This is a genomic window from Streptomyces sp. NBC_00637 (assembly GCF_045161545.1).
GTDB lineage: Bacteria > Actinomycetota > Actinomycetes > Streptomycetales > Streptomycetaceae > Streptomyces.
The window spans coordinates 7,281,631-7,304,814 of the sequence record NZ_CP109046.1; the positions used below are offsets into that span (position 1 = coordinate 7,281,631).

Here is a 23,184-nt window from a genome sequence, read left to right on the forward strand (position 1 = left end):
ATCCGGACGGTGATCAGGCAGCCCCGCCCGCCTCCGCCCGTCCCCGCCTCCGTGCCTACCCGCCTTCGCGCCCGGCGGACGGCCGGTCCGGCCCGCGCCGGGCCGGCCGGACGGCCTCACTCGTGCGCGATGGCGGCCAGCACGTTCATCCGGGAAGCGCGCAGCGCGGGCAGCAGCGCGGCGACGACACCCACGACAGCGGAGCCCACCACGACCGCGACGATCGTGCCCCACGGGACGGCGAAGGCCTTCATGCCCTGCAACTCCAGCACCTGCTGTATGCACACGCCCCACACCAGCCCGAGCGCCAGGCCCAGCACCGCGCCGAACACCGCGATCACGACCGACTCCAGCCGGATCATCCGGCGCAACTGCCTCCGGCCCAGCCCGATGGCACGCAGCAGCCCGATCTCCCGGGTCCGCTCCACCACCGACAGGGCCAGGGTGTTGACCACGCCGAGCACCGCGATGACGATCGCGAGCCCGAGCAGCGCGTACACCAGGTAGAGCAGCACGGCGATCTGATCGTGGACCAGCTTCTTGTAGTCGGCCTGGTCGCGCGCCTGGACCTGCGGATACGCGTCGAGCGTCTTCTCCAGGCGGGGACGCAGCTGCTCGCCGCTCGTGCCGGAGGCCGCGTTCACGTACAGCGCGGAGTCCTGCCCGCCGGGCACGTACTTCTCGACGGTGGCGATCCCGACGAACAGCCCGCCCTGCATGCCGAACCCGTCACCGGTGTCCTGGTCGGTGAGCGCGCCGACCGTGAGCGACGTGGTCCGGCCGCCGGGGAACTCCACCGGCAGCACGCTGCCCGGCCGCACCCCGTGCTCCTCGGCGAAGTCGACGTCCATGCCGATGGCGCCGGGGGCCAGCGCGGCCGCCGTGTCGCCCTCGGTGTAGGTGACGTGCGCTACGTCGTCGACGCGGTCGTCGTAGCCGGTGGCGGTCGTCTCGACGCGCTTGCCGTCGGGCAGCCGTACGGCCATCGGCGCGAACCGCTGCCGCACGACGAGGCCGACGCCGTCGGTGTCGCTCACCGCGTCCGTGACCTCCGAGGAGAACGGCGTGAAGTTGGCGTTCTGGACGACGAAGTCGGCGCCCAAGGTCTTGTCGATCTGCTGGTCGAAGGAGGCGGACATCGAGGCGCTCGCCACGGACATCCCGCCCACCAGGGCGAGGCCCACCATCAGCGCGGCCGCCGTCGCACCCGTACGGCGCGGGTTGCGCAGGGCGTTGCGCTGGCTCATCCGGCCGACCGAGCCGAACAGCGCGGGGAAGGCGCCGCCGAGCACGCGGATCACCGGGCGGACCAGCAGCGGTCCAGCGATGACGGTGGCGAGGAGAGTGAGCACGACACCCAGGCCCAGCAGGGACGCCGCTGACGCCGTCTTCGAGGAGCTCACACAGCCGGCGAGGGCCGCCACGCCGAGTGCGCCGACGATCGCGCCCACCACCGCGCGCACCTTCAGCGGCCGTCCGATCCCGGCGATGTCCGCGTCCGCGAGGGCCGCCATCGGCGACACGGTCGCGGCGCGCCGGGCCGGGAGGTAGGCCGCGACGAAGGTGACACCGACGCCGACGACGTAAGCCGACACCGGGGTCGCCCAGCCGACGACCATCTCCGTGGCCTTCAGGTTCATGCCGAACGCGCTCATCAGCTTGATCAGCCCGGCTGCCAGACCGATGCCCGCCGCGAGGCCGAGCGTGGAGCCCACGAGCCCGAGCAGCACGGCCTCGGTGAGCACCGAGCGCCGCACCTGACGGCGGTCGGCGCCCAGGGCGCGCAGCAGGCCCAGCTCACGGGTGCGCTGGGCGATCAGCATCGAGAACGTGTTGACGATCAGGAACACACCGACCAGGACGGCGATCCCGGCGAAGCCGAGCATCACGTACTTGATCACGTCGAGGAACCCGCCGAGTGCCTCCGCCGACGACTTCGCCTGCTCGTCGGCGGTCTTCACGTCGTACGCCGGCCCGGTACCGAGCGCGGCGGTCACCCGCCGTTCGAGGGCCGCGTCGCTCACTCCCTGCGCCGCGTCCACGGAGATGCTCGTGGCCTTGTCCGCCGACCCCAGGAGCCGCGTGCCGGCGGTCGCGGGGTCGAGGTAGACCAGGGCGGCGCCCGGATTCGTCGTGGTGAAGGTGGCGATGCCGACGATCCTCACCTTGAACGAGCCCGGCTGGGCCATCACGGTGAGGGTGTCGCCGATCTTCACGTGCTTCTTGTCCGCGGTGTCGGCGTCCAGCATGGCCTCGCCCGCGCCCTGCGGGGCGTGGCCGGAGGTCAGCTTCACCGGGCTGCGGTCGGTGACGAACCAGTCGGTGGCTATGGTGGGCGCGCCCGTGGTCGGCCCGACCGACTCGTTGTCGCCGTCGACGACCGTGATGTTCTCCACGCTCACGTCCGCGTGGGCCGACGCGACCCCCTCGACGCGGGCCAGCTCGTCGGCGAGGGAGGCGGGCACGGTCTGGACCGCGCCGCTCGGCACGGCGGCGTCCAGGTCGTCGGCGGGCTGGACCGTCACATCCGCCGACGTGGAGGCGAAGAGCCGGTCGAAGGTGCGCGTCACCGTGTCCGAGAAGATCAGGCTGCCCGCGACGAACGCCACCGACAGGACGACGGCGAGCGCGGACAGCAGCAGCCGCCCCTTGTGTGCGAGGAAGCTTCTGAGCGTGGCCTTCAGCACCGGATCACTGCTCCTTGACGTCGGTGCCGTGGCCGGTGGCGTCCGTGCCGGTGCCCACGGCATCGCCGCCCGTGATGCCGGCGCCCACGCCGCTCCCGCCGTCGGACTGGGTGCGGATCAGGTCGAAACGCTTCATGCGTTCCAGTACCGCGTCCGCCGTCGGCCGCTCCGTCTCGTCCACGATCCGCCCGTCCGCGAGGAAGAGCACCAGGTCGGAGTGGGCGGCGGCGCCCGGGTCGTGGGTGACCATGACGACGGTCTGCCCCAGCTGGTCGACGGCCTCCCGCAGGAACGCGAGGACCTCGAGTCCGGCGCGCGAGTCCAGGTTGCCGGTCGGCTCGTCGGCGAAGATCAGCTCGGGGCGGGAGGCGAGCGCCCGGGCGCAGGCCACACGCTGCTGCTGGCCGCCGGACAGCTGCGACGGCCGGTGCTTCAGCCTGTCCCGCAGACCGAGCGTGTCGATCACCTGGTCCAGCCACTTCTGGTCGGGTTTCTGCCCCGCGATGTCCATGGGCAGGGTGATGTTCTCGGCCGCGTTGAGCGTCGGGATCAGGTTGAACGACTGGAACATGAACCCGATCCGGTCCCGGCGTAACCGGGTCAGCTCCCGGTCCTTCAGCCCCGTGATCTCGGTGTCGCCGATCCACACCTGCCCGGCCGACACCGTGTCGAGGCCCGCCAGACAGTGCATCAGCGTCGATTTTCCGGAGCCGGACGGTCCCATGACGGCGGTGAAGCGGCCGCGCGCGATGTCCACGTCCACCGAGTCCAGGGCGAGCACCGTGGTCTCGCCCGAGCCGTAGGCCTTGGTCAGACCGCGGGCGCGGGCCGCGATCCCGCCGGCCGAGGCCAGACCGGGGGCGTGCTCCGCAGCAGGTGTGGACAAAACTGCCTCCTCGCTCGAATGGACGTGCCGATCGCGTGGCGCTGTTCTCCGCCCGGCCGAGCGTAGTGTGACCCGGCGCACACCCGGTATCCCTTTTCACCTCCCGGCCGCCCTTGCCGTTGCTAGCGCGACGGCGCTAGCGTCGAGGTATGGCGAAGACCCAGCTGAACGTACGCGTCGACGAGGGCACGGCCCGCGCGGCCCGCGAGCGCGCCACGGCCCGTGGCATGAGCGTCAACCGCTATATAGAAGAGCTGGTCAGACAGGACGCCGGCGAGGTCGGCCACACCTTCGTCGAGGCCGCCAGTGACTTCATGAAGCAGTACGAGGCCGTTTTCGCGGAGGAGTTCGGCGCCGAACGCGAGGGCGGCACGCACGAAGGTCGCCGCTGATCCCTTGAGCGACCTCCGCATCGATCTCGCCTGGCTTCTCATGCTCGCCGAACAGAAGACCCCGGGGGACCCCCAGGTCACCGACTGGGGGGCACTGGTGGCGGCCGTGGCACGCCACCAGGCCGAGATATTCGACGTCCCCGTCTACGACGACGCGCCGGCCCGCGCCGCCGCGCTGCTCCAGCTCCTCATCCACGTCCCCGCGCTGGAGCGCTCCAACGCCCTGTTCGCCTGCGCCGTCGCGTACGCCTACCTCGTCGCCAGCGGGCTGAAGGTCGCCACCTCGCCCGAACAGGTCCGCGACCTCGCCCGCCTGGTCAAGACCGGGGAGGCGTCGGTGTCCGACATCGCGCGGGAACTGCGTCAGTGGAGCCTATGAGGGGCGGCGGGCCCTGCCGAGAACGCAGTAGGAGGCGGGGGACCGAGGGCCCTTCTCCGGCACGGACAGCTCGCGGTACGGGCCCGGTTCGAACCCGGCCTCGCGCAGGGCGCCGAGGGTGTCCCGGGTGAGATGACAGCCGCCCGCCAGGGTCGGCCACACGGTGCGGTCCAGCGCGCGCTGGGTGAACCGCATCACCGGACCGCCGCCGGGACCGTGCTCGAAGAACCTGAGCTCGCCGCCGGGCCGCAGGACCCGCCACAGCTCCGCGAGCGCGCGGGGGACGTCCCGCACACTGCACAGCACCAGCGAGACCACCGCCCCGTCGAACGCCTCGCTCTTCACCGGCAGCGCCTCCGCCACGCCCGGCACGACGTCCACCGGCACCTGCGCGCGCAGGGCCGCCTCCAGCGCCAGCGTGCGCAGGTGGCGCTCCGGCTCGATCGCGACGACCTCCGAAACGGCGGCCGGGTAGTGCGCGAAGTTCAGTCCGTTGCCCGCGCCGATCTCGATGACCCGGCCGGAGAGCCCCGTGAGCAGCTGGTCACGTACGGGGGCCAGGCCGCGGGTCTCCGCGGCCTTGCCGAGCCGGGCGTAGAAGCGGGCGAACAGCGGATGATGGACGGGATCACCGGGAACCTTGCCGGAACCGGTGGACCGTAGGGGCATGGCGACCTCCTGGGCAGGACGGGCCTACCGGGATTCTCCCCCGTGCAGGCCCGCCGCACCCATGCCGTCGCCGTCGCACGGCTCACCGGACAACACGTTCATGGGACGAAACGGCTCGTGGGACGAACCACTCACTGGATGAAGTCGCGCACCTGCTCGTACACGCCTTGATCGTTGTTCATGTCGTTGTGCGAGACGCACCCGACGCCGACGTTGGTGGCCCCGCTCAGCAGCGCCGAGGAGTCCGGGTCGATGGCCGCGTCGCAGTTCGACCAGTAGGCCGCGTAGTTCACGCTGCCGGGGGTCTCGTCACCGGAGTTGAGCGCGGTGAGGAACGAACTGCCCGTGACCATCTCGGAGCACGAGGTGTAGAGCCAGCTGCACCACGAGGCGACCGACGTCCCGTGGTTGGTGCCCGCGACGGAGACGAAATCGTCCACGTACGCGGTGCCGCCGAGGTTCTTGAGGTAGTAGCGGGAGCTGAGCGCGCCCATGGAGTGGATGACGACGTCGACCTTGGACGCGCCGGTTCTCGCCAGCACGTTCTTGATCTCGGTGGCCAGTTGGGAGGCGGTCGTGGCGTTCGACTGGGACCAGCTGTAGGTCCAGGCGTCGAGCTCGGCGGCCGTGTAGCCGTCGGCCTTGAAGTCCGCGACCCAGTCGTCCCAGCTGCTGGAGGAGCTGCTGATGCCGTGCACGAAGACGATCGGGTTGTGGGTCGCGGCGTGGGCTGTGGGGGCGGAGAACGAGAGTGACAGAAGGAGCGAAGAGACCACGGCCGAGAGTGCCGCGGCGATGCGACGCTTGTGGCGCTGCATGATGCCTCCTGAAACGTGTGGGGTTGCCAGGAGTGTCCGGCGGGTCTACGCGCGCCGCATCGGTGTAATCGCCAGTCTTTACGGTTCAAGTAACCCGCCAGTAACGTCAGTTCCGTGGTGACACGAGTGAACCCCCCACCGTTGGACCGCACTTCGCCTCCGACGCCTGCGGGCGCGGGCCCGCGCCCGGTGCTGTCCGAAGGCGTCCGCGTGCGGGTGCTGCGCCTCGTACACGGCGACCCGCGTGCCGCCGCCGAACTCGTCGGGCGGCTGACCGAACGGCAGGCGGCCGGTCTCGACCCGCTGCCCGCCGAACCCGCCGACCTCGCCCCCGAGACACTGCGCGCCCACCGCCGCGAGATCCGCGCACTGCCCGACGGCACCCGGCTGGTGCTCCTGCTCGCGGCCGCCGATCAGTACCCGGTGGCCACCCACGCGTTTCTGCGCGCCGTCGCCGCCATCCGCCTCGACACCCGGCCCCTCGAAACGGCCGAGGCGGCCGGGATCGCCTACGCCACGGCCGGCGGGGTCGGTTTCCGTGACGCCTGGACCCGGATCGCCGCGTACGAGACGGCCGACCCGGCCGACCGGCGCGACGCCCACCGGCTGCTCGCCCGCGTCCTGCACGGCCCGGCCGAGACGCCGCGGCGGTCCTGGCACCGGGGCGCCGGCGCGCTCGGGCCCAGCGCGCGGCTCGCCGCGGAACTGACGGCCGCGGCCGACCGGGCCCGTGCCGCCGCCGACCCGGCGCTCTCGGGCGCCCTCGCCGAACGCGCCGCCGAGCTCTGCACGGACCCGGGCGCACAATCCCGGCTCCTCGCCCACGCCGCGACCGACGCCTGGCACCGCGGCGACGGCGACCGGGCCCGCACCCTGGCCGCCCGCACCGACGCCGACGCCCTCACCGGCATTCTCGCCCTGCGGACCGGGCACGCGGGGGAGGCCTTCGACGCGCTGCTCGCCGGGGCGGCACGCGCGGTGGGGGTACGACCCGCGCCCGGCGGCCCGCCACCGCACGACAGCGACACCGTCATCGCCTCCTCCCTCACCGTCCTCCCCGTCACCTCGGCCCCGCCCACCGGCGAGCCGGGTGAGGCGGCGGGCGCGGCCCCCGACGCCCCCGCCACCCCCGTCGCGCATTTCCTCGCCAGGGCCGCCGAAGCCGCCGTCTACACCGGCGATCTGCGTCGATGCCGTGAAGCGACGCTCCTCGCGGGACAGTCGGGCGTCGAACCGCCGGGTGTGCTCGGCGGGATCGCCGCGGCCGTCGACGGACGGTACGAGGACGCGCGCGACCTGCTGGAGGCCACCGCCGGCCGGTGCGGTCCGGGCGGCGACCCCACCCTCCTCCTGCACGCGGGCATCGCCGCCCTGATGCTCGGCGACCACACCCGCGCCGCCACCGCCACGGTCCGGGCGGCCGCCGCGGCCCGCGCCCGGGGCGTCACCGCCGCCGTGTCCCAGGCCATGGAGTTCCGCGCCTACGCCGACTTCTGGACCGGCCGCCCGCGCGCCGCCGAGGCCGCCGCGCTGGACGCCCTGCGCCAGGCCTACGCCACCGGACAGGACAACGGCGCCTGCCACCTCCAGGCCGCCCTGGCGATGTTCGCCGCGCTCACCGGCGACGAGGCCCTGTGCCGGGAGCGGGCCGCCGCCGCCCGGTCCTACGCCCTCGCCCACGCGCTGGGCCTGCCCGCCGCCCTGGCGCAGTGGGCACTCGCCTTCCTCGACCTGGGTTCCGGCCGCTTCGACGCCGCCGCGGCCCGGCTGCGCGCGCTCGCCGCCTCGGGCCCGGGGCACGGCCACCGGGCCATCCGCCACCTCGCCACCCCGCACTACGTCGAGGCGGCCGTCCGCACCGGCGAGACCCGTGTGGCGCGCGCCGCGCACGCCGACTACGACCGCTGGGCCCGTGCCGTGGGCAGCGCCGACGACCTCGCCCTGAGCGCACGCTGCCGGGCGTTGCTCACGCCGGGCGCCGACGCCGTCGAGCACTACCGCACGGCCCTGCGGCTGCACGCCGAGGGAACCCGTGCCTTCGAACGGGCGCGCACGGAACTGCTGTTCGGCAGCGCACTGCGCAGACTGCGCCGCCGCACGGAGGCCCGCGACCGGCTGCACAGCGCGCTGGAGGCGTTCGAGTCCTTCGACGCCCCGCACTGCGCGGAGAGCGCCCGCGCCGAACTACGCGCCCTCGGCGCCCCCGCGGCCCCCACCCGCGGCGAGCGCCGTCCGGCGATCCACCTGACCGCCCAGCAGCTCCTGGTCGCCCGGATGGCCGCCGACGGCGCCACGAACCGCGAGATCGCCGCCCGCCTCGCCCTCAGCCCCCGCACCATCGACCACCATCTGCGCGGCGTCTTCACCCGCCTCGACATCCGCTCCCGCATCGAACTCGTACGGCTGCTCGCGGACGCGGACCCCGACGGCGGCTAGAGGCCCGAACCGGTGCGCTCCCGGAAGGCCTCCGCCTCCCACGTCCCGTCCAGCCGTGGTGCCAGCCAACCGGGCGCCACGGTGCGGAAGTCGGCGGGTACGAGAGCACCGGCCCCCGACGGCAGCGCCCCCAGCAGCGGGGCCGCGGCCACGTCGGGCAGGTCCGCGACATTGCAACGGGACGCCAGATCCGGCGAGTCGGGCCAGCTGCCGATGACGACACCCAGCAACTCCACGCCCCGCGACCGCAGTTCACGGGCCGTCAGTTCCGTCGTGTTCAGCGTGCCGAGGCCGGCCGAGGCCACGAGCAGCACCGGCGCCCGCAGGAGCTGCGTCACGTCGGCCAGCGTCCCGCCCGCCTCGTCGAACCGTACGAGCAGCCCGCCCGCACCCTCGACGAGCACCAGGTCGTGCTCGGCGGCCAGCTTCTGCGCCGCCTGCGCCACGTCCTGCGGCCGCACCGCCGGCAGGCCCGCCCTGCGCGCAGCCGTCGCGGGAGCCAACGGCTCGGGATAGCGAGCCACCTCGGCCGTCGTCAGCGCGCCCGCGAGCCGGGCCACCTCGTCGGCGTCCCCGGGCTCGTCCGCGCGTACGCCGGTCTGCGCGGCCTTGAGGACGGCCACCGACCGCCCCGCCGCGAGCGCCGACGCGGCGACCGCCGCCGTCGTGACGGTCTTGCCGACCTCCGTGCCCGTTCCCGTGATCACCAGGATCGGCATGTTCATCCCTCCCGCGCCGCGGCGCACACCGCGCGCGCGATCCGTGCCACGTCGGCGTCACCGGTGACGTACGGCGGCATCGCGTAGACGAGATCGCGGAACGGCCGCAGCCAGACGCCCTCGCGCACGGCGGCCCGGGTGGCGGCCGCCATGGCCGCCTCGTCGAGCGGCCGGTCGAGCTGGACGACGCCGATCGCGCCGAGGACCCGGACGTCGCGCACCCCCGGGATCTCCGCGGCCGCCGCGAGGCCGTCCCGCAGCCCCGCCTCGATCCGCTTGACCTCCGCGAGCCAGTCCTGCCCGAGCAGCAGCTCGATCGAGGCGCAGGCGACGGCCGCGGCGAGCGGGTTGCCCATGAACGTCGGCCCGTGGGCCAGGACCGGTACCTCGCCCCGCGAGATCCCGTCGGCCACCCGGGACGTGCACAGCGTCGCCGCCATCGTCAGATAGCCGCCGGTCAACGCCTTGCCGACGCACATCACATCCGGCGTCACCGCGGCGTGCCCCGCCGCGAACAACGCGCCCGTGCGCCCGAACCCGGTGGCGATCTCGTCGAACACCAGCAGGACGTCGTGCGCGTCGCACGCCTCGCGCAGCACCCTCAGATAGCCGGGGGAGTGGAACCGCATCCCGCCCGCGCCCTGCACCACCGGCTCCACGATGACCGCGGCCAGTTCGTCGGCGTGCCGCGCGATCGTCTCGCGCAACAGGTCGGCGTACGTCTCCTCGAACTCCACCGGGGGCGCGTCCACGAAGACCTGCCGGGGCAGCACCCCGGTCCACAGGTCGTGCATCCCGCCCTCGGGGTCGCACACGGACATCGGCTGCCAGGTGTCGCCGTGGTAGCCACCGCGCCAGGTGAGCAGGCGCCGCTTGGCCGGGCGGCCCAGCGAGCGCCAGTACTGCAGGCACATCTTCACCGCCACCTCGACCGACACCGAGCCGGAGTCGGCGAGGAACACATGCTCGAGACCGTCGGGCGACATGTCGACAAGGAGCTTCGCCAGGCGGACGGCGGGCTCGTGGGTGAGCCCGCCGAACATGACATGACTCATCCGGCCCAGCTGCTCGCGTACGGCCTCGTTGAGCACCGGGTGGTTGTAGCCGTGGATCGCCGACCACCAGGACGACATGCCGTCGACCAGCTCGCCCGAGCCGTCCGCCGGCCGCAGCCGTACCCCGCTCGCCGACTCCACGACGAGCGGTGCGACCCGGCCGGGCATCGGACCGTACGGATGCCACACATGCCGCCGGTCGAGTTCCAGCAGCTCGGGCACGTTGAGCGGGGGCAGCTCAGGCATTGGGCGCGAGATCGGTACCGGCGCCACGCCGGCGTACGGCGACCAGGTCGGTACGGGCCTCGCCGGCCACGACGGCCGGAGCCGCGGCGGCCGGGGTCGCCGCCGGGGCGGAGCCGCACACGCCGCCACCCTCGTGCGAACCGCACCCGGAGTCCTCGTGCGAGCCACACCCACCGCCCGCCGCGGATCCGCAGCCCCCGGCGGCCGTCGCGCGGTGCTCCGGCAGGGTGACCTGCCCGGCGCCCTCCACCTCGAACCCGGCGTCCGCGATCATCTCCAGGTCGGCCTTGCCTGCCTGGCCCTCGGTCGTCAGGTAGTCGCCCAGGAAGATCGAGTTGGCCAGGTGCAGGGCGAGCGGCTGCATCGTGCGCAGATGGACCTCGCGGCCACCGGCGATGCGCACCTCGACGTCCGGGCAGACGAACCGCACCATCGCCAGGATGCGCAGACAGCGCTGCGGGGTGAGGTTCCACTCCTTGGCGAGCGGGGTGCCCTCGACCGGGATGAGGAAGTTGACCGGCACCGAGTCCGGGTCCAGCTCGCGCAGCGAGAAGACGACGTCCACCAGGTCCTCGTCGGACTCGCCCATGCCCGCGATGAGCCCCGAGCACGCCGACAGACCGGCCGCGTGCGCCTTCTGCACCGTGTCCACCCGGTCGGCGTACGTGTGCGTGGTGGTGATCTCCCCGTACGTTCCCTCGGACGTGTTCAGGTTGTGGTTGTACGCGTCGGCCCCCGCCTCGCGCAGCCGTTCGGCCTGACCGTCGGAGAGCAGACCCAGACAGGCGCAGACCTCGACGCCCTCGTTCTGGTCCTTGATCGCCTTGATGGTGCCGGCGACCCGGTCGACGTCACGGTCCGTCGGACCACGCCCCGACGCCACCAGACAGACCCGCTTGGCCCCGCCCGCCAGCCCGGCCGCCGCCGCCTGCGAGGCCTCGTCCGGCTTGAGCCAGGTGTACTTCAGGATCCCGGCCGTGGAGCCGAGCCGCTGGGAGCAGTAGGAGCAGTCCTCGGGGCACAGTCCCGACTTGAGGTTGACGAGGTAGTTGAGCTTCACCCGGCGCCCGAACCACTGCCGGCGCACCCGGCCGGCCGCGGCCACCACGTCCAGCACGTCGTCGTCGGAGGTGGCCAGCACGGCCAGCGCTTCCTCGCGGGTCGGCAGTTCGCGCCGAAGCCCCTTGTCCACCAGCGTGTTCAGCAGGTCCATGAGAGCCGATCCTGTCCTACGCACCCGCTCCGGGCCAAGGTAGGGATCGCACAACACACCGGGTTCGACGTGTGGGTATTGCCACACCGTGGGTGGGCGGCCGGGCCGCTAGTGTCTGTCCGCTACCTACAAAAGCCCGGAGGACCCATGGCGTTCGGCTGGATCGACGAGCAGGCGGAGCTACGGCGCCGGGCCGGACTCGTCCGGACGCTGCGGCCCCGCCCGGCCGACTCGCCGCTCCTCGACCTGGCGAGCAACGACTACCTGGGTCTCGCCCGCCATCCCGAGGTCACGGAGGGCGCCGCGGCGGCCGCCAGGACCTGGGGCGGCGGCGCGACCGGCTCCCGGCTCGTCACCGGCACCACCGAGCTGCACGGCGAGCTCGAGCGGGAGCTCGCCGAGCACTGCGGCTTCGAGGCCGCTCTCGTCTTCTCCTCCGGGTACGCGGCCAACCTGGCCGCGGTCACCGCGCTGGCCCCGCACGGGTCGCTCATCGTCTCCGACGCGGGCAACCACGCCTCGCTCATCGACGGCTGCCGGCTGGCCCGCGGCACCACCCAGGTCGTCGCCCACGCCGACCCGGACGCGGTCCGCAAGGCGCTCGGCACGCACGACGGCCCGGCCGTGGCCGTCTCCGACACGGTCTTCTCGGTCGACGGTGACGCCGCCCCGCTGACCGCCCTGGCGGCCGCCTGCCGGTCGTACGGCGCCGGACTGGTCGTCGACGACGCCCATGGGCTCGGTGTGCTCGGGGACGGCGGACAGGGCGCGCCGTACGCGGCGGGTCTGGCGGGCGCCGACGACGTCGTCGTCACGGTCACGCTGTCCAAGTCGCTGGGGAGCCAGGGCGGCGCCGTGCTGGGTCCCGCGCGGGTGATCGAGCATCTGGTCAACGCCGCCCGGACGTTCATCTTCGACACGGGCCTGGCCCCGGCGGCGGCGGGCGCGGCACTGGCCGCCCTCAGGCTGCTGCGCCGGGAGCCGCAGCGCGCGGCACGCGCGCGTGCGGTGGCGGGCGAGCTGCACGCGCGCCTGACGGCCGCGGGCCTGGCGGCGGTGCGTCCGGACGCCGCGGTCGTCTCCGTGCGTGCTCCGTCCCCGGAGGGGGCCCTGCGCTGGGCGGCGGACTGCCGGTCGGCAGGCCTGGCCGTGGGCTGCTTCCGTCCTCCCTCCGTGCCCGACGGCATCTCACGCCTCAGGCTGACCGCGCGGGCGGACCTCTCCGGGGCGGAGCTGGAACGCGCTGTACGGGTGATCGGCGAAACACGACCATGAGTCGGCGTGACACGGCCGTGGACCGCCTCTGACTACTCCGGTGCGGTCAGCGGGTCCGTGCGAACACGGCCGTGAAGCCCGACCAGCTCTCGGGGGAGAAGAGCAGGGCGGGTCCGGACGGGTCCTTGGAGTCGCGTACGGCGAGCAGACCGGCCCACGGGCCGGAGGCCGGCCGGGCCGTCTCCACACAGTTGTTCGCTCCCGTGCTGTAGCTGCTGCGCAGCCACCGCACCTGCGGGAGATGGTCGGGATCGGTACTGGAAGGTACGTTCCGCGGTGGTGCGGACATGGTGCCTCCTTACGCGCCGTCGGCTATCGCGGCGATGCAATCCGATGAGTCCCCGGGCGAAAGGGCGTGCGCCCGAAGGGCGTTGAAGGCCTCGGTGTAGGCCTGGAGGTCTTCTTTCCGTTCGAGATAGAGGCTACTCGTCAAGTGGTCGAGAACAACCACATCCAGATCAGAAGTGCGCGAAAATGAGAAGATAACGAAAGGGCCGGTTACCCCGATATGCGCTCCGGCGGCGAACGGCAGCACCTGGAGCCTTACTTGGGGCAATCGGGCGGATTCCACGAGCCGCCCGAGCTGTCGTGCCATCACCTCGGGCCCGCCCACCTCCCGTCGCAGCACCGCCTCGTCCAGCACCGCGCACAGTTCCAGCGGCGGCTGCGCGCGCAGCACGTCCTGGCGGGCCAGCCGGACCTCCACCAGGGTGTCGAGCTGGTCCTCGTCGCCGCCCTCCACAGCCGCCCTGGTCACGGCCCGGGCGTACTCGGGCGTCTGCAGCAGTCCCGGTACCACCGTCGTCTCCAGGGTGCGCATCGCGCTCGCCTGCGACTCCAGACTGATGAAGTCCCGGTAGGCGGGCGGGAGCACCCCGCGGTAGGCGTGCCACCAGTGGTCCCGGCCGCCACTGCCGCCGGCACCCGCCAACGCCAGCATCAGCTCCCGCAGTTGCGGATCCGTGACACCGTAGGCGTCCAGGAGTAACCGCACATCGGCCGGTTTCGATCCACTGATACCCGTCTCGATGCGGCTCACCTTGGACTGGTGCCAGCCCACGAGCCGGGCCGCCTCCCCGCTGGTGAGGCCCGCCCGGGTGCGCAGATCGCGCAGTTCGGCGCCCAGTTTCCGGCGGCGTACCGCGGGACCGTGCTGCATGGGCTCCTCCTTACTCCTATCGGGCCGACCAAATACGCTCTGCCGTCGCAGAGTTCACCGCATCGGGCGACAGATATATGCATATCCTGGTGGATCCCACCCGTGACCGGCGCGGTAATGGCAGTCTGGCGGAGAAGCACCAGTCCGGGACCGTACTCGAACCATCCGCGCCGTGTCGGGCTCCCGGTCCCGTGGGAAAGGGTCGACGTCGCCATGGCAGATCACCTGGAAGCATCCGTCACTCTGCCGAGCGATCCCGCCTCGGTCTCCGCGGCCCGCGACTTCGTGGCCGGGGCGCTCGGCGAATGGGGTCTGCCGGCGGACGCGGAGCTGGCCGACGCCATCCGGCTGATCGTCTCGGAACTCGCCACCAACGCCGTACAGCACACCTTCGGGCAGTCGCCCACCTTCACGGTGGGCCTGGTCCTCGACCGTGACGAACAGCTGCGGGTCGGGGTCACCGACAGTCACCCGCGCTTCCCCAAACGACTGCCGGCCGCCGTCCAGCAGGACAACGGCCGAGGCATGGTGATCATTCGCTGGCTGACCGCGGAGTGCGGCGGCAGGCTGAGAGTGCGGCCCACCCGGGAAGGCGGCAAGACGGTCACCGTCGAGCTCCCGTGGGCCGTCCCGGCGGCGGAGCCGGTGGCCGGTGCTCTGAGGGCCCCGGCGGAGGGTGAGCTCCCGGGGCGGTGAAGGCGTGTCAGGACGCCCCCACCGCCCCGGGAAAGCCGGCCCGTGACCCGGCAGGCCCCAGGCCGTGTCCGCGCGGTCCCGCCCGGCTCGCGAGGTCGGACCTCGCAAGCCCTGCCCTGCCGGGCAGGCGGCGCCACCGTGCGGAGACGATCTAGCGGACCCGCCCGTACCAGACGCTCTTGGTCCAGATCTTCTGCAGCTTCACCACTTCACCGGTCTTCGGCGAGTGCCAGATCTTGCCCTTACCGGCGTAGATCCCGACGTGGTACACGTTCGAGCCCGAGTGGAAGAACACGAGGTCGCCTGCCTTGCGGCTCGACGCCGAGATGTGCTTCGTCTTGTTGTACTGCTGGGCCGCCGTCCGGGGCAGGCTCTTGCCCGCCTTCTTGAACGAGTACAGCGTGAGCCCCGAGCAGTCGAACCTCTTCGGTCCGGTGGCCCCGTACTTGTACGGAGCACCTTTCTTGGAGGCCGCGATCTGGAGCGCCTTCGTCGCCGGTGTGGCGGCCGCGGCGTCGGGGGCGAGCCCCGGGACCACGACCGAGCCGCCCACGGCGGCGATGGCGAAAGCCGAGGCCGTACCGGCCCGGGCCATGAGCGACGGGACACGATTGAGCGCAGTCATGCGCAACCCTTCGTCAGCCGCCTGTGAAGGATGACCTGTCGGATTCGGGCTGGCGAAGTTGCCCGGCCGCTGCTGCGGCTTCACCCCAAGGGCTGCTCGGTCCGGTCATGGCGTGACCGTTCCGGCGACCCGTCATGCTTGGGTCCTCCACTCCTGCCGATGCACTCCTGTCGACCGGTCATCCGGGAGGCGGCAGGACTCGGCGTCCGCCCGGACCGCCCCGCCGCTTGTGGCGGGGGCTTGTCGTCAGTCAGGGATCTTGGCTCACCGATGTCCGAAAATCCCAACGGAACCGGGGATTTGTGGGGTTACTCACCACTCACCCGTTCGGGTGAACACTCTGATGGAGGATCAGGTGCCGGGCCGCCTCAGGGGCTCCCACCAGCGGTGACGCCTCCTCTTCCGCCCCAAGTGCGCCCTTTTGCGCAACCTCTGGGCGTCTGGGGGAACAGTAGACGTTCTGCCGAACGGGGGTACGTCTTCTGGGTCGTTTCGACTCCGGTCCGGTCGTCACGTCTTGGGCGTGCCGGGTCCGGACCGGGGGCGGCCGGTCGGCTCAACCGTCGGCCGGCGGAGGCAGCGTGACCCGCGCGGTGCGGCGCTCTCCGTCCAGGACGCGCAGCGCCCGCGCGAGCGTCGGCGCGTGCAGCTCGTGCTCGCCCCGCTGGTGCATCAGCGTCAGCGCGTCGCGCAGCGCGGTCGCCTTGGTCACCAGTGCCTGGGCGGCGCGCAGTCCGCGGTAGGTGTCCCCGTGGTGGGCGGGGTTGATCCGGCCGAGCATGTCGACCACGTCGAGGTAACCGTCGATCAGCTCGGCCTCCGCGCGGGTCAGCGCGGGCAGCGGCGGCAGCTCGGGCACCATCGCCGGCTCACCTCCCGCCGGGGGTGCCGGCCGAGGCCTTGCGGCTGGGAATGATCCCGTCCACCAGCCCGTACTTCACCGCTTCCCGCGCGGTGAGGAACGTGTCCCGCTCGATGTCCGCGGTCACCTGCTCCGGCGTCCGCCCGGTGTGCCGTACGAGCATCTCCTCCAGGCTCGCGCGGGTGCGGGCCAGCTCCTCGGCCTGGATCGCCAGGTCGCTCGCCTGTCCCTCGACGGGCTCGGGCAGGGACGGCTGGCGGATCGTCATCCGCGCGCCCGGCAGTGCGTACCGCTTGCCCGGCGTGCCCGCCGCCAGCAGCACCGCGGCGGACGACCCCGCCTGGCCCAGGCAGGTGGTCTCCACGTCACAGGTGACGTACCGGATGGTGTCGTAGAGGGCCGTCATCGCGCTGAAGGAGCCGCCGGGGGAGTTGATGTACAGCGCGATGTCCCGGTCCGGGTCCTTGTGTTCGAGGTACATGAACTGGGCCGTCACGTCGTTCGCCGAGATGTCGTCGATCGGTGTCCCCAGAAAGACGATCCGCTCCTCCAGCAGCTTCGAGTACGGATCCATGGTCCGGTGCCCGAAGCTCGTGCGTTCGGTGAGCTCGGGCAGGACGTGACGGGCCGACGGTCGGTTCATCGGAGCCCCCTCCTTCTACGTCGGACAGCATCTGTAAAAAATGTACAGGACGTACGTGACGTTAGAATGGGCGTATGGCCTACGAGATTCCGGTGACGCAAGCCAGGGCTGAACTCGCCGACCTGATCAACCGCGTGGTGTACGGCGGTGAACGTGTCGTCGTGACCCGCCACGGCAAGCCTCTTGTCGCCCTCGTCTCCGCCGCTGACCTGGAGCGACTCGACGAACTCGACAAGGCCGCGGAGGAGCCGGTGATCAGCTCGGTCACCACCGTGCGCGAGGTCGCGTCCGCTCCTCGCGAACAGCACCGGTTCGGGGTCACGGCGGAGTACCGGGGACCGAATCCGTCGTAGAGCCCCGCACGCGCGGACACGCACACGCGCACAGATCGGAAGCCGGATCCGGGCCCCGTCCCCGGGAACGGTGTGGGCGCGCACAAGGCCGTGCGGCCCCGGAGTCGGGGTGCACGGCCCTGCGGAGGTCCCGACCGCCGCCGCGACGGAACGCGTCACGGCGGCCCGAGCGTCACGGCGGCCGAACGTGTCAGGCGACGAGCGCGGGCCGCCGCTCCTCGGTCGGCGGCCCGACCGGGGTCGGCCCCGGCTTCAGCCGGGCGCCCAGCAGCACCGCCCCGAGGCCCAGCGCGGCCCACCAGACCAGCGTGAGCGCGGGGCCGGTCGCCGCCGCTCCGTCGAAGAACGACACCGAGCGCAGCAGGGTCGTACCGGCACCCGGCGGCAGCCACTGGCCGATCACGCCGACCGGCTCCGGCAGCATCCGCGGCGCCGAGGCCGCCCCGGAGAACGGGTTGCCGAGGAACATCACCACGAACGACACGGCTCCGATGCCCGGTGTGCCGACCAGTGCCGCGCAGCCCGCCACCGCCGCGCTCACCGCCAGCGTCGAGAGCCCCAGTGCCGCGGCCTCCGCCCACCAGTCACCGGTGAGCACCCCGAGCCAGCTGTGCGTCAGCGCCGCCCCCACCAGACCGACCAGGGCGGCGGCGCCCACGAGCGCGACCACCGCACGGACCCCGCGCAGGCCCAGCAAGGACGCCACCGCGCCCGCCGCGATCCCGGCGAGGGCCAGCGGCAGCACGCTCGCGACGAGGGCCGAGCCGCGCGGGTCGGCGGCCGGAGCCGGTACCACGTCCACCGTCTTCAACCGCGTGCCCGAGGCGGCCGCCTGCCGCGTGACCGTCTGCTGGAGCAGCTGGGCGACGACGGGGCTCGCGGCCGAGGCGGTCAGCAGCTCGGGCCCCTCGGTCGTGGCGACCACCGCGCCGTATACGGTCCGGTCCTCGACGGCGTCCCGGGCCGCCGCTTCGTCGGCGTAGCGGTGGACCTCGAAGGCGCCCTCGTGCCGGTTCAGTTGCTCCTCCAGTCGCGCGACCGCGGCGGTCGGCCCGGCCACGCCGAGCGGCAGATCGCGGGGTGCGGTGCGGGCGGCCGGCCAGGCGAAGGCCCACAGGGCGACGGCGGCAAGGGTCGGAACGAGCAGGACGACGGCGATCAGGCGCCGGGTGGTGGACATGGGAGCTCCCCCTGGAGGTGGACAGGACGGTCGGGCGGACGGGGCGGCTGGGGTGGACAGGACGGGACGGCTGGGCGGGCGGCGGGACCGTGGTCGGGTGAGGCTGTCGACGGATGGGCTCGGCGGAGACGGTATAGAGAAGGATCGTTCGTTTTACGCTTCGCGCCCACCGTCTCGCCGGGACCGGCGCCTTGTCAAGAAGGAATGTTCGTTTTACGTTTGGCCCATGGCCCGTGTATCCCAGGCACACCTCGACGCCCGCCGCCGTCAGATCCTCGACGGCGCCTCGGTGTGCTTCGCCCGCAACGGCTTTCACGCCACCTCCATGCAGGACGTGCTCAAGGAGGTCGATCTGTCGGCCGGTGCGGTCTACCGCTACTTCAGCGGCAAGGAGGAGCTGATCGCCGCGATCGTCGGCGAAGTCCTGGGCCAGGTGCGCGAGGCGTTCGAGGAGGAGGCCCGGCACATCCCGCCCCCGCCGCCCGACATCCTCGTCTCCTCGGTGCTCGGCCGTACCCTCGCCGCCCGTGAGGCCCTGACCGTCGACGGCCGCCCGGCCTTTCCGCGTCTGGTCGTCCAGGTGTGGACCGAGACGCTGCGCAACGACGAGCTCTCGGCGATCCTGCGCGAGGGCTATGCCGGGGTGCGCGAGGCCTGGGCGCGGATCGTCGTCGCCTACCAGGACGCGGGAATGATGCGCTCCGACGTCGCGCCGGACCATGTGGCCCGCACCATGATCGCCGCGGTGCTGGGGTTCATCGCCCAGCAGTCGCTGTTCGGCCCCGCGCCGGTCGAGGTGCTGCGCGACGGTCTGCGCGCGCTGATGAGCGTGTCGCCGCCGCTGTCGGACGCCTGAACCGGTCACGGCTCGGTTAACTTGCTCGAAATGCGGTCCAACTAGCCTGCCGGTCCATGCCACCAGGGTCTTTCCCCGGGGCCGCGGCAACCGGGCCCCGCACGGTCCGGAGCGAGGATGTGAGGTGGGACGTGCAACTGACCCCGCACGAGCAGGAGAGGCTGCTGATCCACGTGGCGGCCGACGTCGCCGAGAAGCGCTGGGCCCGTGGGCTCAAGCTCAATCACCCGGAGGCCGTGGCCCTCATCACCGCGCACATCCTCGAAGGCGCGCGTGACGGCCGTACGGTGGCCGAGCTCATGTCCTCCGGTCGCAAGCTGCTCACCCGCGACGACGTCATGGAGGGCATCCCCGAGATGATCCACGACGTCCAGGTCGAGGCCACCTTCCCGGACGGCACCAAGCTCGTCACCGTCCACGACCCGATCGTCTGAGGGGGCGGCGATGATTCCCGGAGAGATCCTGTTCGCCGCGGACCCGGTCGTCTACAACGAGGGCCGCGAGGTCATCCGGCTCACCGTCCTCAACGCCGCCGACCGGCCCGTCCAGGTCGGCTCCCACTACCACTTCGCCGAGGCCAATCCCGGCCTGGAGTTCGACCGGGCGGCCGCGCGCGGCCGACGGCTGAACGTCGCCGCCGGCACCGCCGTGCGCTTCGAGCCGGGGATCCCCGTCGACGTCGAACTCGTCCCCCTGGCCGGTGCCCGCGTCGTGCCCGGCCTGCGCGGGGAGACCGGAGGTGCCCTCGATGCCTGAGATCTCGCGTGCCGCGTACGCCGACCTGTTCGGGCCGACGACCGGCGACCGCATCCGGCTCGCCGACACCGACCTGCTCGTCGAGATCGAAGAGGACCGCTGCGGCGGCCCCGGACTCGCCGGTGACGAGGCGGTCTTCGGCGGCGGCAAGGTCATCCGTGAGTCCATGGGACAGTCCCGTGCCACCCGCGCGGAGGGCACGCCCGACACCGTCGTCACGGGCGCGGTGATCGTCGACCACTGGGGGGTGGTGAAGGCCGACGTCGGCATCCGCGACGGACGCATCACCGGTATCGGCAAGGCCGGCAACCCCGACACGATGGACGGGGTCCACCCGGACCTGGTCATCGGCCCGGAGACCGAGATCATCGCCGGCAACGGGCGCATCCTGACGGCGGGCGCGGTCGACGCGCACGTCCACTTCATCTGCCCGCAGATCGCCGACGAGGCGCTGTCCGCCGGTGTCACCACGCTGGTCGGCGGCGGCACCGGGCCGGCCGAGGGCTCCAAGGCGACCACCGTGACGCCCGGGCCGTGGCACCTCGCGCGCATGCTGGAGGCGATGGAGCAGTACCCGCTGAACATCGGCTTCCTCGGCAAGGGCAACACCGTCTCGCAGGACGCGATGCTGTCGCAGATCCGGGGCGGGGCGCTCGGCCTGAAGCTGCACGAGGACTGGGGCTCGACGCCGGCCGTCATCGACGCCTCCCTGACCGTCGCCGACCGGACGGGCATCCAGGTCGCGATCCACACGGACACCCTGAACGAGGCCGGCTTCGTCGGCGACACGCTCGCCGCGATCGCCGGCCGAGGCATCCACGCGTACCACACCGAGGGGGCGGGCGGCGGGCACGCGCCGGACATCATGACCGTGGTCTCCGAGCCGCACGTGCTGCCGAGCTCCACGAACCCGACGCGGCCGTACACCGTGAACACCGCCGAGGAACACCTCGACATGCTGATGGTGTGCCATCACCTCAATCCGGCGGTCCCCGAGGACCTGGCGTTCGCCGAGTCGCGGATCCGGCCGTCGACGATCGGGGCCGAGGACGTCCTGCACGACCTCGGGGCGATCTCGATCATCTCCTCCGACGCGCAGGCCATGGGCCGTGTCGGCGAGGTCATCCTGCGGACCTGGCAGACGGCCCACGTCATGAAGCGGCGCAGGGGCTCCCTGCCGGGCGACGGCCGGGCCGACAACCACCGGGTGCGCCGCTACGTCGCCAAGTACACGATCAACCCCGCGCTCGCCCAGGGACTGGCCCGCGAGATCGGCTCGGTCGAGGGCGGCAAGCTCGCCGACCTGGTGCTGTGGGAGCCGGCGTTCTTCGGCGTCAAGCCGCACCTCGTCATCAAGGGCGGGCAGATCGCGTACGCGCAGATGGGCGACGCCAACGCCTCGATCCCGACGCCGCAGCCGATCCTGCCGCGCCCGATGTACGGCGCGATCGGCCGGGCGCCCGCGTCGAACTCGTTCAACTTCGTGGCGCCGCTCGCGATCGAGGACGGGCTGCCGGAACGTCTGCAGCTGGGCAAGAGGTTCGTCGCCATCGACTCCACCCGTGGGGTGACCAAGGCGGACATGCGGGAGAACGACGCCCGGCCGCGCGTCCGGGTCGACCCCGACAGTTTCGCCGTGCACATCGACGGGGAACTGGTCGAGGCGACTCCGGCCGCCGAACTGCCCATGGCACAGCGCTACTTCCTGTTCTGACGTGGTTCCGATCCGGTTCTGAGGACTTCGATGTGACAAGGGCAGCACTGCTCGTCCTGGCCGACGGCCGCTTCCCCGCCGGAGGGCACGCGCACTCGGGCGGGGCGGAGGAGGCCGTCAAGGCGGGACGGATCACCGGGGCGACGACCCTGGAGGCCTTCCTCCGCGGGAGGTTGCACACCGCGGGGCTCGTGACGGCGGCGCTGGCGGCCGCCGCCGCGGCCGGGGCCGACCCGGCGGAGCTGGACGCGGCGGCGGACGCCCGCACCCCCTCCCCGGCGCTGCGGCTGACCGCCAGGAAGCTGGGCCGGCAACTGATGCGGGCCGCCCGGGCCGCCTGGCCGAGCGCCGAACTCGACGCCCTGGCCGGTGAGTTCCCCAAGGGAGCGCATCAGCCGGTGGTGTTGGGGCTGACCGCGCGGGCGGCCGGGCTCGGGGCGCAGGACGCGGCGTACTGCTCGGTGTACGAGAGCGTGAGCGGACCCGCCACCGCCGTGGTGCGGCTGCTGAGCCTGGACCCGTTCGAGGCGACCGCCGTGCTGGCCCGGCTCGCGCCGGAGCTGGACCGGGTGGTCGACCGCGCGGTGTCCTCCGGGACGGCGGTGCCGACGAAGGGCGTCGACGTACTGCCGGCGGCGTCGGCACCGCTCCTGGAGATCGGGGCGGAGGTGCACGCCGGCTGGCCGGTAAGGCTGTTCGCCTCGTGAGCTGCCCTCCCCGTCCCGGCACCCGTCCCTGCCCCGGTCCCAGCACCCGCCCCCGCTGCCTCTTCCGTCCCGACCCGGGCGCCGCCGCCCCCGAGACCCCCGCTTTCGGCCCCTGACGGGCCTCGTCCTCGAACGCCGGACGGGCCGAAACGACCCAACCTGGCTGAATAGGAGCCGTCGTGCATCTTGGTCACTCCCCTCACGGTCCCGCCGCCGTCGGCGCCGACGCCCGTCGCCCCGACGGCAGCCGGCGTGCCCTGCGGATCGGGCTCGGCGGTCCCGTCGGGTCCGGCAAGACCGCCACGGTCGCCGCCCTCTGCCGGGCCCTGCGCGACGAACTGTCCCTCGCCGTCGTCACCAACGACATCTACACGCGCGAGGACGCCGAGTTCCTGCTGCGCGAGGCCGTGCTGCCGCCCGAGCGGATCACGGCAGTCGAGACGGGCGCCTGTCCGCACACCGCGATCCGCGACGACATCTCCGCCAACCTCGAAGCCGTGGAGGATCTGGAGGACGAGGCCGGGCCGCTGGACCTGATCCTCGTCGAGTCCGGCGGGGACAACCTCACGGCCACCTTCTCCAAGGGCCTCGTGGACGCGCAGATCTTCGTCATCGACGTCGCGGGTGGCGACGACATCCCGCGCAAGGGCGGGCCCGGTGTCACCACCGCCGATCTGCTCGTCGTCAACAAGACCGACCTCGCGCCGTACGTCGGCTCCGATCTCGCCCGGATGGCCGCCGACGCCAAGGCCCAGCGGGCCGAACTGCCGGTCGTCTTCCAGTCGTTGCGGAGCGAGGGCGGCGTCGGGGACGTCGCCGCGTGGGTGCGGGCGCAGTTCGCCTCCTGGGCGGCGTGAC

Annotated in this window: 25 protein-coding genes and 1 riboswitch; of the genes, 12 read left to right on the top strand and 13 right to left on the bottom strand. The window is 72.6% G+C overall.

What is annotated here, in order from left to right; all coding sequences use genetic code 11:
- Positions 1-116 precede the first annotated feature (116 nt).
- Positions 117-2,687 (bottom strand): ABC transporter permease, encoded by a 2,571-nt coding sequence (locus OG440_RS32110; protein ID WP_406010243.1) that lies wholly within the window; start codon positions 2,685-2,687, stop codon positions 117-119.
- 4 nt (positions 2,688-2,691) lie between these two features.
- Positions 2,692-3,573, bottom strand: coding sequence for an ABC transporter ATP-binding protein (locus OG440_RS32115; RefSeq protein WP_406010244.1), 882 nt, complete (start codon positions 3,571-3,573; stop codon positions 2,692-2,694).
- A gap of 149 nt (positions 3,574-3,722) precedes the next feature.
- Between OG440_RS32115 and OG440_RS32120 the strand changes: the two genes are divergently transcribed.
- Together OG440_RS32120 and OG440_RS32125 are read left to right on the top strand one after the other, a co-directional pair.
- A complete protein-coding gene (locus tag OG440_RS32120; RefSeq protein ID WP_406010245.1) occupies positions 3,723-3,965 on the top strand; it encodes a toxin-antitoxin system HicB family antitoxin in 243 nt (80 codons plus the stop codon).
- A 4-nt stretch (positions 3,966-3,969) separates the two neighbouring features.
- Positions 3,970-4,344: a fic family toxin-antitoxin system, toxin component gene (locus OG440_RS32125; RefSeq protein WP_267023653.1), complete on the top strand. Its 375-nt coding sequence runs from the start codon at positions 3,970-3,972 to the stop codon at positions 4,342-4,344.
- On the opposite strand, the gene OG440_RS32130 is transcribed toward OG440_RS32125, so the two are convergent.
- Both OG440_RS32130 and OG440_RS32135 read right to left on the bottom strand, forming a co-directional pair.
- Positions 4,339-5,013 carry a class I SAM-dependent methyltransferase gene (locus OG440_RS32130; RefSeq protein ID WP_406010246.1) on the bottom strand — a complete coding sequence of 225 codons (675 nt, stop codon included), beginning with the start codon at positions 5,011-5,013 and terminating at the stop codon, positions 4,339-4,341. The two genes, OG440_RS32125 and OG440_RS32130, sit on opposite strands and share 6 nt — an antisense overlap.
- Before the next feature lie 131 nt (positions 5,014-5,144).
- The gene (locus OG440_RS32135) at positions 5,145-5,831 is read right to left on the bottom strand and encodes an esterase/lipase family protein (RefSeq protein ID WP_406010247.1); all 687 of its coding nucleotides are present in this window, start codon (positions 5,829-5,831) and stop codon (positions 5,145-5,147) included.
- Between the two features lie 210 nt (positions 5,832-6,041).
- Here OG440_RS32135 and OG440_RS32140 point away from each other — a divergent pair, with 210 nt between their 5' ends.
- Positions 6,042-8,267, top strand: a complete 2,226-nt coding sequence (locus OG440_RS32140) for a LuxR C-terminal-related transcriptional regulator (protein WP_406010248.1) — start codon at positions 6,042-6,044, stop codon at positions 8,265-8,267.
- Here the strand turns inward: OG440_RS32140 and bioD are convergent.
- The 3 genes from bioD to bioB are packed head-to-tail and all read right to left on the bottom strand — an operon-like array spanning position 8,264 to position 11,500.
- Positions 8,264-8,986, bottom strand: a complete 723-nt coding sequence (gene bioD, locus OG440_RS32145) for a dethiobiotin synthase (protein ID WP_406011515.1) — start codon at positions 8,984-8,986, stop codon at positions 8,264-8,266. The two genes, OG440_RS32140 and bioD, sit on opposite strands and share 4 nt — an antisense overlap.
- 2 nt (positions 8,987-8,988) lie before the next feature.
- Positions 8,989-10,287: an adenosylmethionine--8-amino-7-oxononanoate transaminase gene (locus tag OG440_RS32150; RefSeq protein WP_406010249.1), complete on the bottom strand. Its 1,299-nt coding sequence runs from the start codon at positions 10,285-10,287 to the stop codon at positions 8,989-8,991.
- Positions 10,280-11,500, bottom strand: coding sequence for a biotin synthase BioB (bioB, locus tag OG440_RS32155; protein ID WP_406010250.1), 1,221 nt, complete (start codon positions 11,498-11,500; stop codon positions 10,280-10,282). The genes OG440_RS32150 and bioB overlap by 8 nt, the downstream gene beginning before the upstream one ends.
- A gap of 147 nt (positions 11,501-11,647) precedes the next feature.
- Here bioB and OG440_RS32160 point away from each other — a divergent pair, with 147 nt between their 5' ends.
- The gene (locus OG440_RS32160; protein WP_406010251.1) at positions 11,648-12,775 is read left to right on the top strand and encodes an 8-amino-7-oxononanoate synthase; all 1,128 of its coding nucleotides are present in this window, start codon (positions 11,648-11,650) and stop codon (positions 12,773-12,775) included.
- Positions 12,776-12,821: 46 nt separating this feature from the next.
- Here OG440_RS32160 and OG440_RS32165 read toward each other — a convergent pair whose 3' ends face one another.
- Together OG440_RS32165 and OG440_RS32170 are read right to left on the bottom strand one after the other, a co-directional pair.
- Entirely contained in the window at positions 12,822-13,064 is a 243-nt protein-coding gene (locus tag OG440_RS32165) for a DUF397 domain-containing protein (protein ID WP_406010252.1), read from the bottom strand.
- Positions 13,065-13,073: 9 nt separating this feature from the next.
- Complete coding sequence (locus OG440_RS32170; protein ID WP_406010253.1) at positions 13,074-13,934, bottom strand: helix-turn-helix domain-containing protein; 861 nt, start codon at positions 13,932-13,934, stop codon at positions 13,074-13,076.
- A 213-nt stretch (positions 13,935-14,147) separates the two neighbouring features.
- Between OG440_RS32170 and OG440_RS32175 the strand changes: the two genes are divergently transcribed.
- The gene (locus OG440_RS32175) at positions 14,148-14,630 is read left to right on the top strand and encodes an ATP-binding protein (protein WP_406010254.1); all 483 of its coding nucleotides are present in this window, start codon (positions 14,148-14,150) and stop codon (positions 14,628-14,630) included.
- A 151-nt stretch (positions 14,631-14,781) separates the two neighbouring features.
- Here OG440_RS32175 and OG440_RS32180 read toward each other — a convergent pair whose 3' ends face one another.
- The 3 genes from OG440_RS32180 to OG440_RS32190 all read right to left on the bottom strand — a co-directional run bounded on the left by OG440_RS32180 (position 14,782) and on the right by OG440_RS32190 (position 16,760).
- The gene (locus OG440_RS32180; RefSeq protein WP_406010255.1) at positions 14,782-15,255 is read right to left on the bottom strand and encodes a C40 family peptidase; all 474 of its coding nucleotides are present in this window, start codon (positions 15,253-15,255) and stop codon (positions 14,782-14,784) included.
- Between the two features lie 3 nt (positions 15,256-15,258).
- A riboswitch (cyclic di-AMP (ydaO/yuaA leader) is annotated at positions 15,259-15,470 on the bottom strand.
- A gap of 341 nt (positions 15,471-15,811) precedes the next feature.
- Positions 15,812-16,117, bottom strand: a complete 306-nt coding sequence (locus tag OG440_RS32185; RefSeq protein WP_406010256.1) for a hypothetical protein — start codon at positions 16,115-16,117, stop codon at positions 15,812-15,814.
- Between the two features lie 7 nt (positions 16,118-16,124).
- The gene (locus OG440_RS32190) at positions 16,125-16,760 is read right to left on the bottom strand and encodes an ATP-dependent Clp protease proteolytic subunit (RefSeq protein ID WP_406010257.1); all 636 of its coding nucleotides are present in this window, start codon (positions 16,758-16,760) and stop codon (positions 16,125-16,127) included.
- A 74-nt stretch (positions 16,761-16,834) separates the two neighbouring features.
- Between OG440_RS32190 and OG440_RS32195 the strand changes: the two genes are divergently transcribed.
- The gene (locus OG440_RS32195) at positions 16,835-17,113 is read left to right on the top strand and encodes a type II toxin-antitoxin system Phd/YefM family antitoxin (RefSeq protein WP_020131637.1); all 279 of its coding nucleotides are present in this window, start codon (positions 16,835-16,837) and stop codon (positions 17,111-17,113) included.
- Between the two features lie 190 nt (positions 17,114-17,303).
- Here the strand turns inward: OG440_RS32195 and OG440_RS32200 are convergent, their stop codons facing one another.
- Positions 17,304-18,293 (bottom strand): ABC transporter permease, encoded by a 990-nt coding sequence (locus OG440_RS32200; RefSeq protein WP_406010258.1) that lies wholly within the window; start codon positions 18,291-18,293, stop codon positions 17,304-17,306.
- Between the two features lie 226 nt (positions 18,294-18,519).
- Here OG440_RS32200 and OG440_RS32205 point away from each other — a divergent pair, with 226 nt between their 5' ends.
- The 6 genes from OG440_RS32205 (at position 18,520) to ureG (ending at position 23,183) form a co-directional block, all read left to right on the top strand.
- Positions 18,520-19,149 (top strand): TetR/AcrR family transcriptional regulator, encoded by a 630-nt coding sequence (locus OG440_RS32205; protein WP_406010259.1) that lies wholly within the window; start codon positions 18,520-18,522, stop codon positions 19,147-19,149.
- A gap of 131 nt (positions 19,150-19,280) precedes the next feature.
- Positions 19,281-19,583: an urease subunit gamma gene (locus tag OG440_RS32210; RefSeq protein WP_406010260.1), complete on the top strand. Its 303-nt coding sequence runs from the start codon at positions 19,281-19,283 to the stop codon at positions 19,581-19,583.
- Positions 19,584-19,593: 10 nt separating this feature from the next.
- Entirely contained in the window at positions 19,594-19,905 is a 312-nt protein-coding gene (locus tag OG440_RS32215) for an urease subunit beta (protein WP_406010261.1), read from the top strand.
- On the top strand, positions 19,898-21,619 hold the full coding sequence (locus OG440_RS32220; RefSeq protein WP_406010262.1) for an urease subunit alpha: 1,722 nt from the start codon (positions 19,898-19,900) through the stop codon (positions 21,617-21,619). Before OG440_RS32215 ends, OG440_RS32220 begins: the two co-directional genes overlap by 8 nt.
- Positions 21,620-21,651: 32 nt before the next feature.
- Complete coding sequence (locus OG440_RS32225) at positions 21,652-22,326, top strand: urease accessory protein UreF (RefSeq protein WP_406010263.1); 675 nt, start codon at positions 21,652-21,654, stop codon at positions 22,324-22,326.
- A gap of 179 nt (positions 22,327-22,505) precedes the next feature.
- Positions 22,506-23,183: an urease accessory protein UreG gene (ureG, locus tag OG440_RS32230; RefSeq protein WP_406010264.1), complete on the top strand. Its 678-nt coding sequence runs from the start codon at positions 22,506-22,508 to the stop codon at positions 23,181-23,183.
- The last annotated feature ends 1 nt before the right edge of the window (position 23,184 follow it).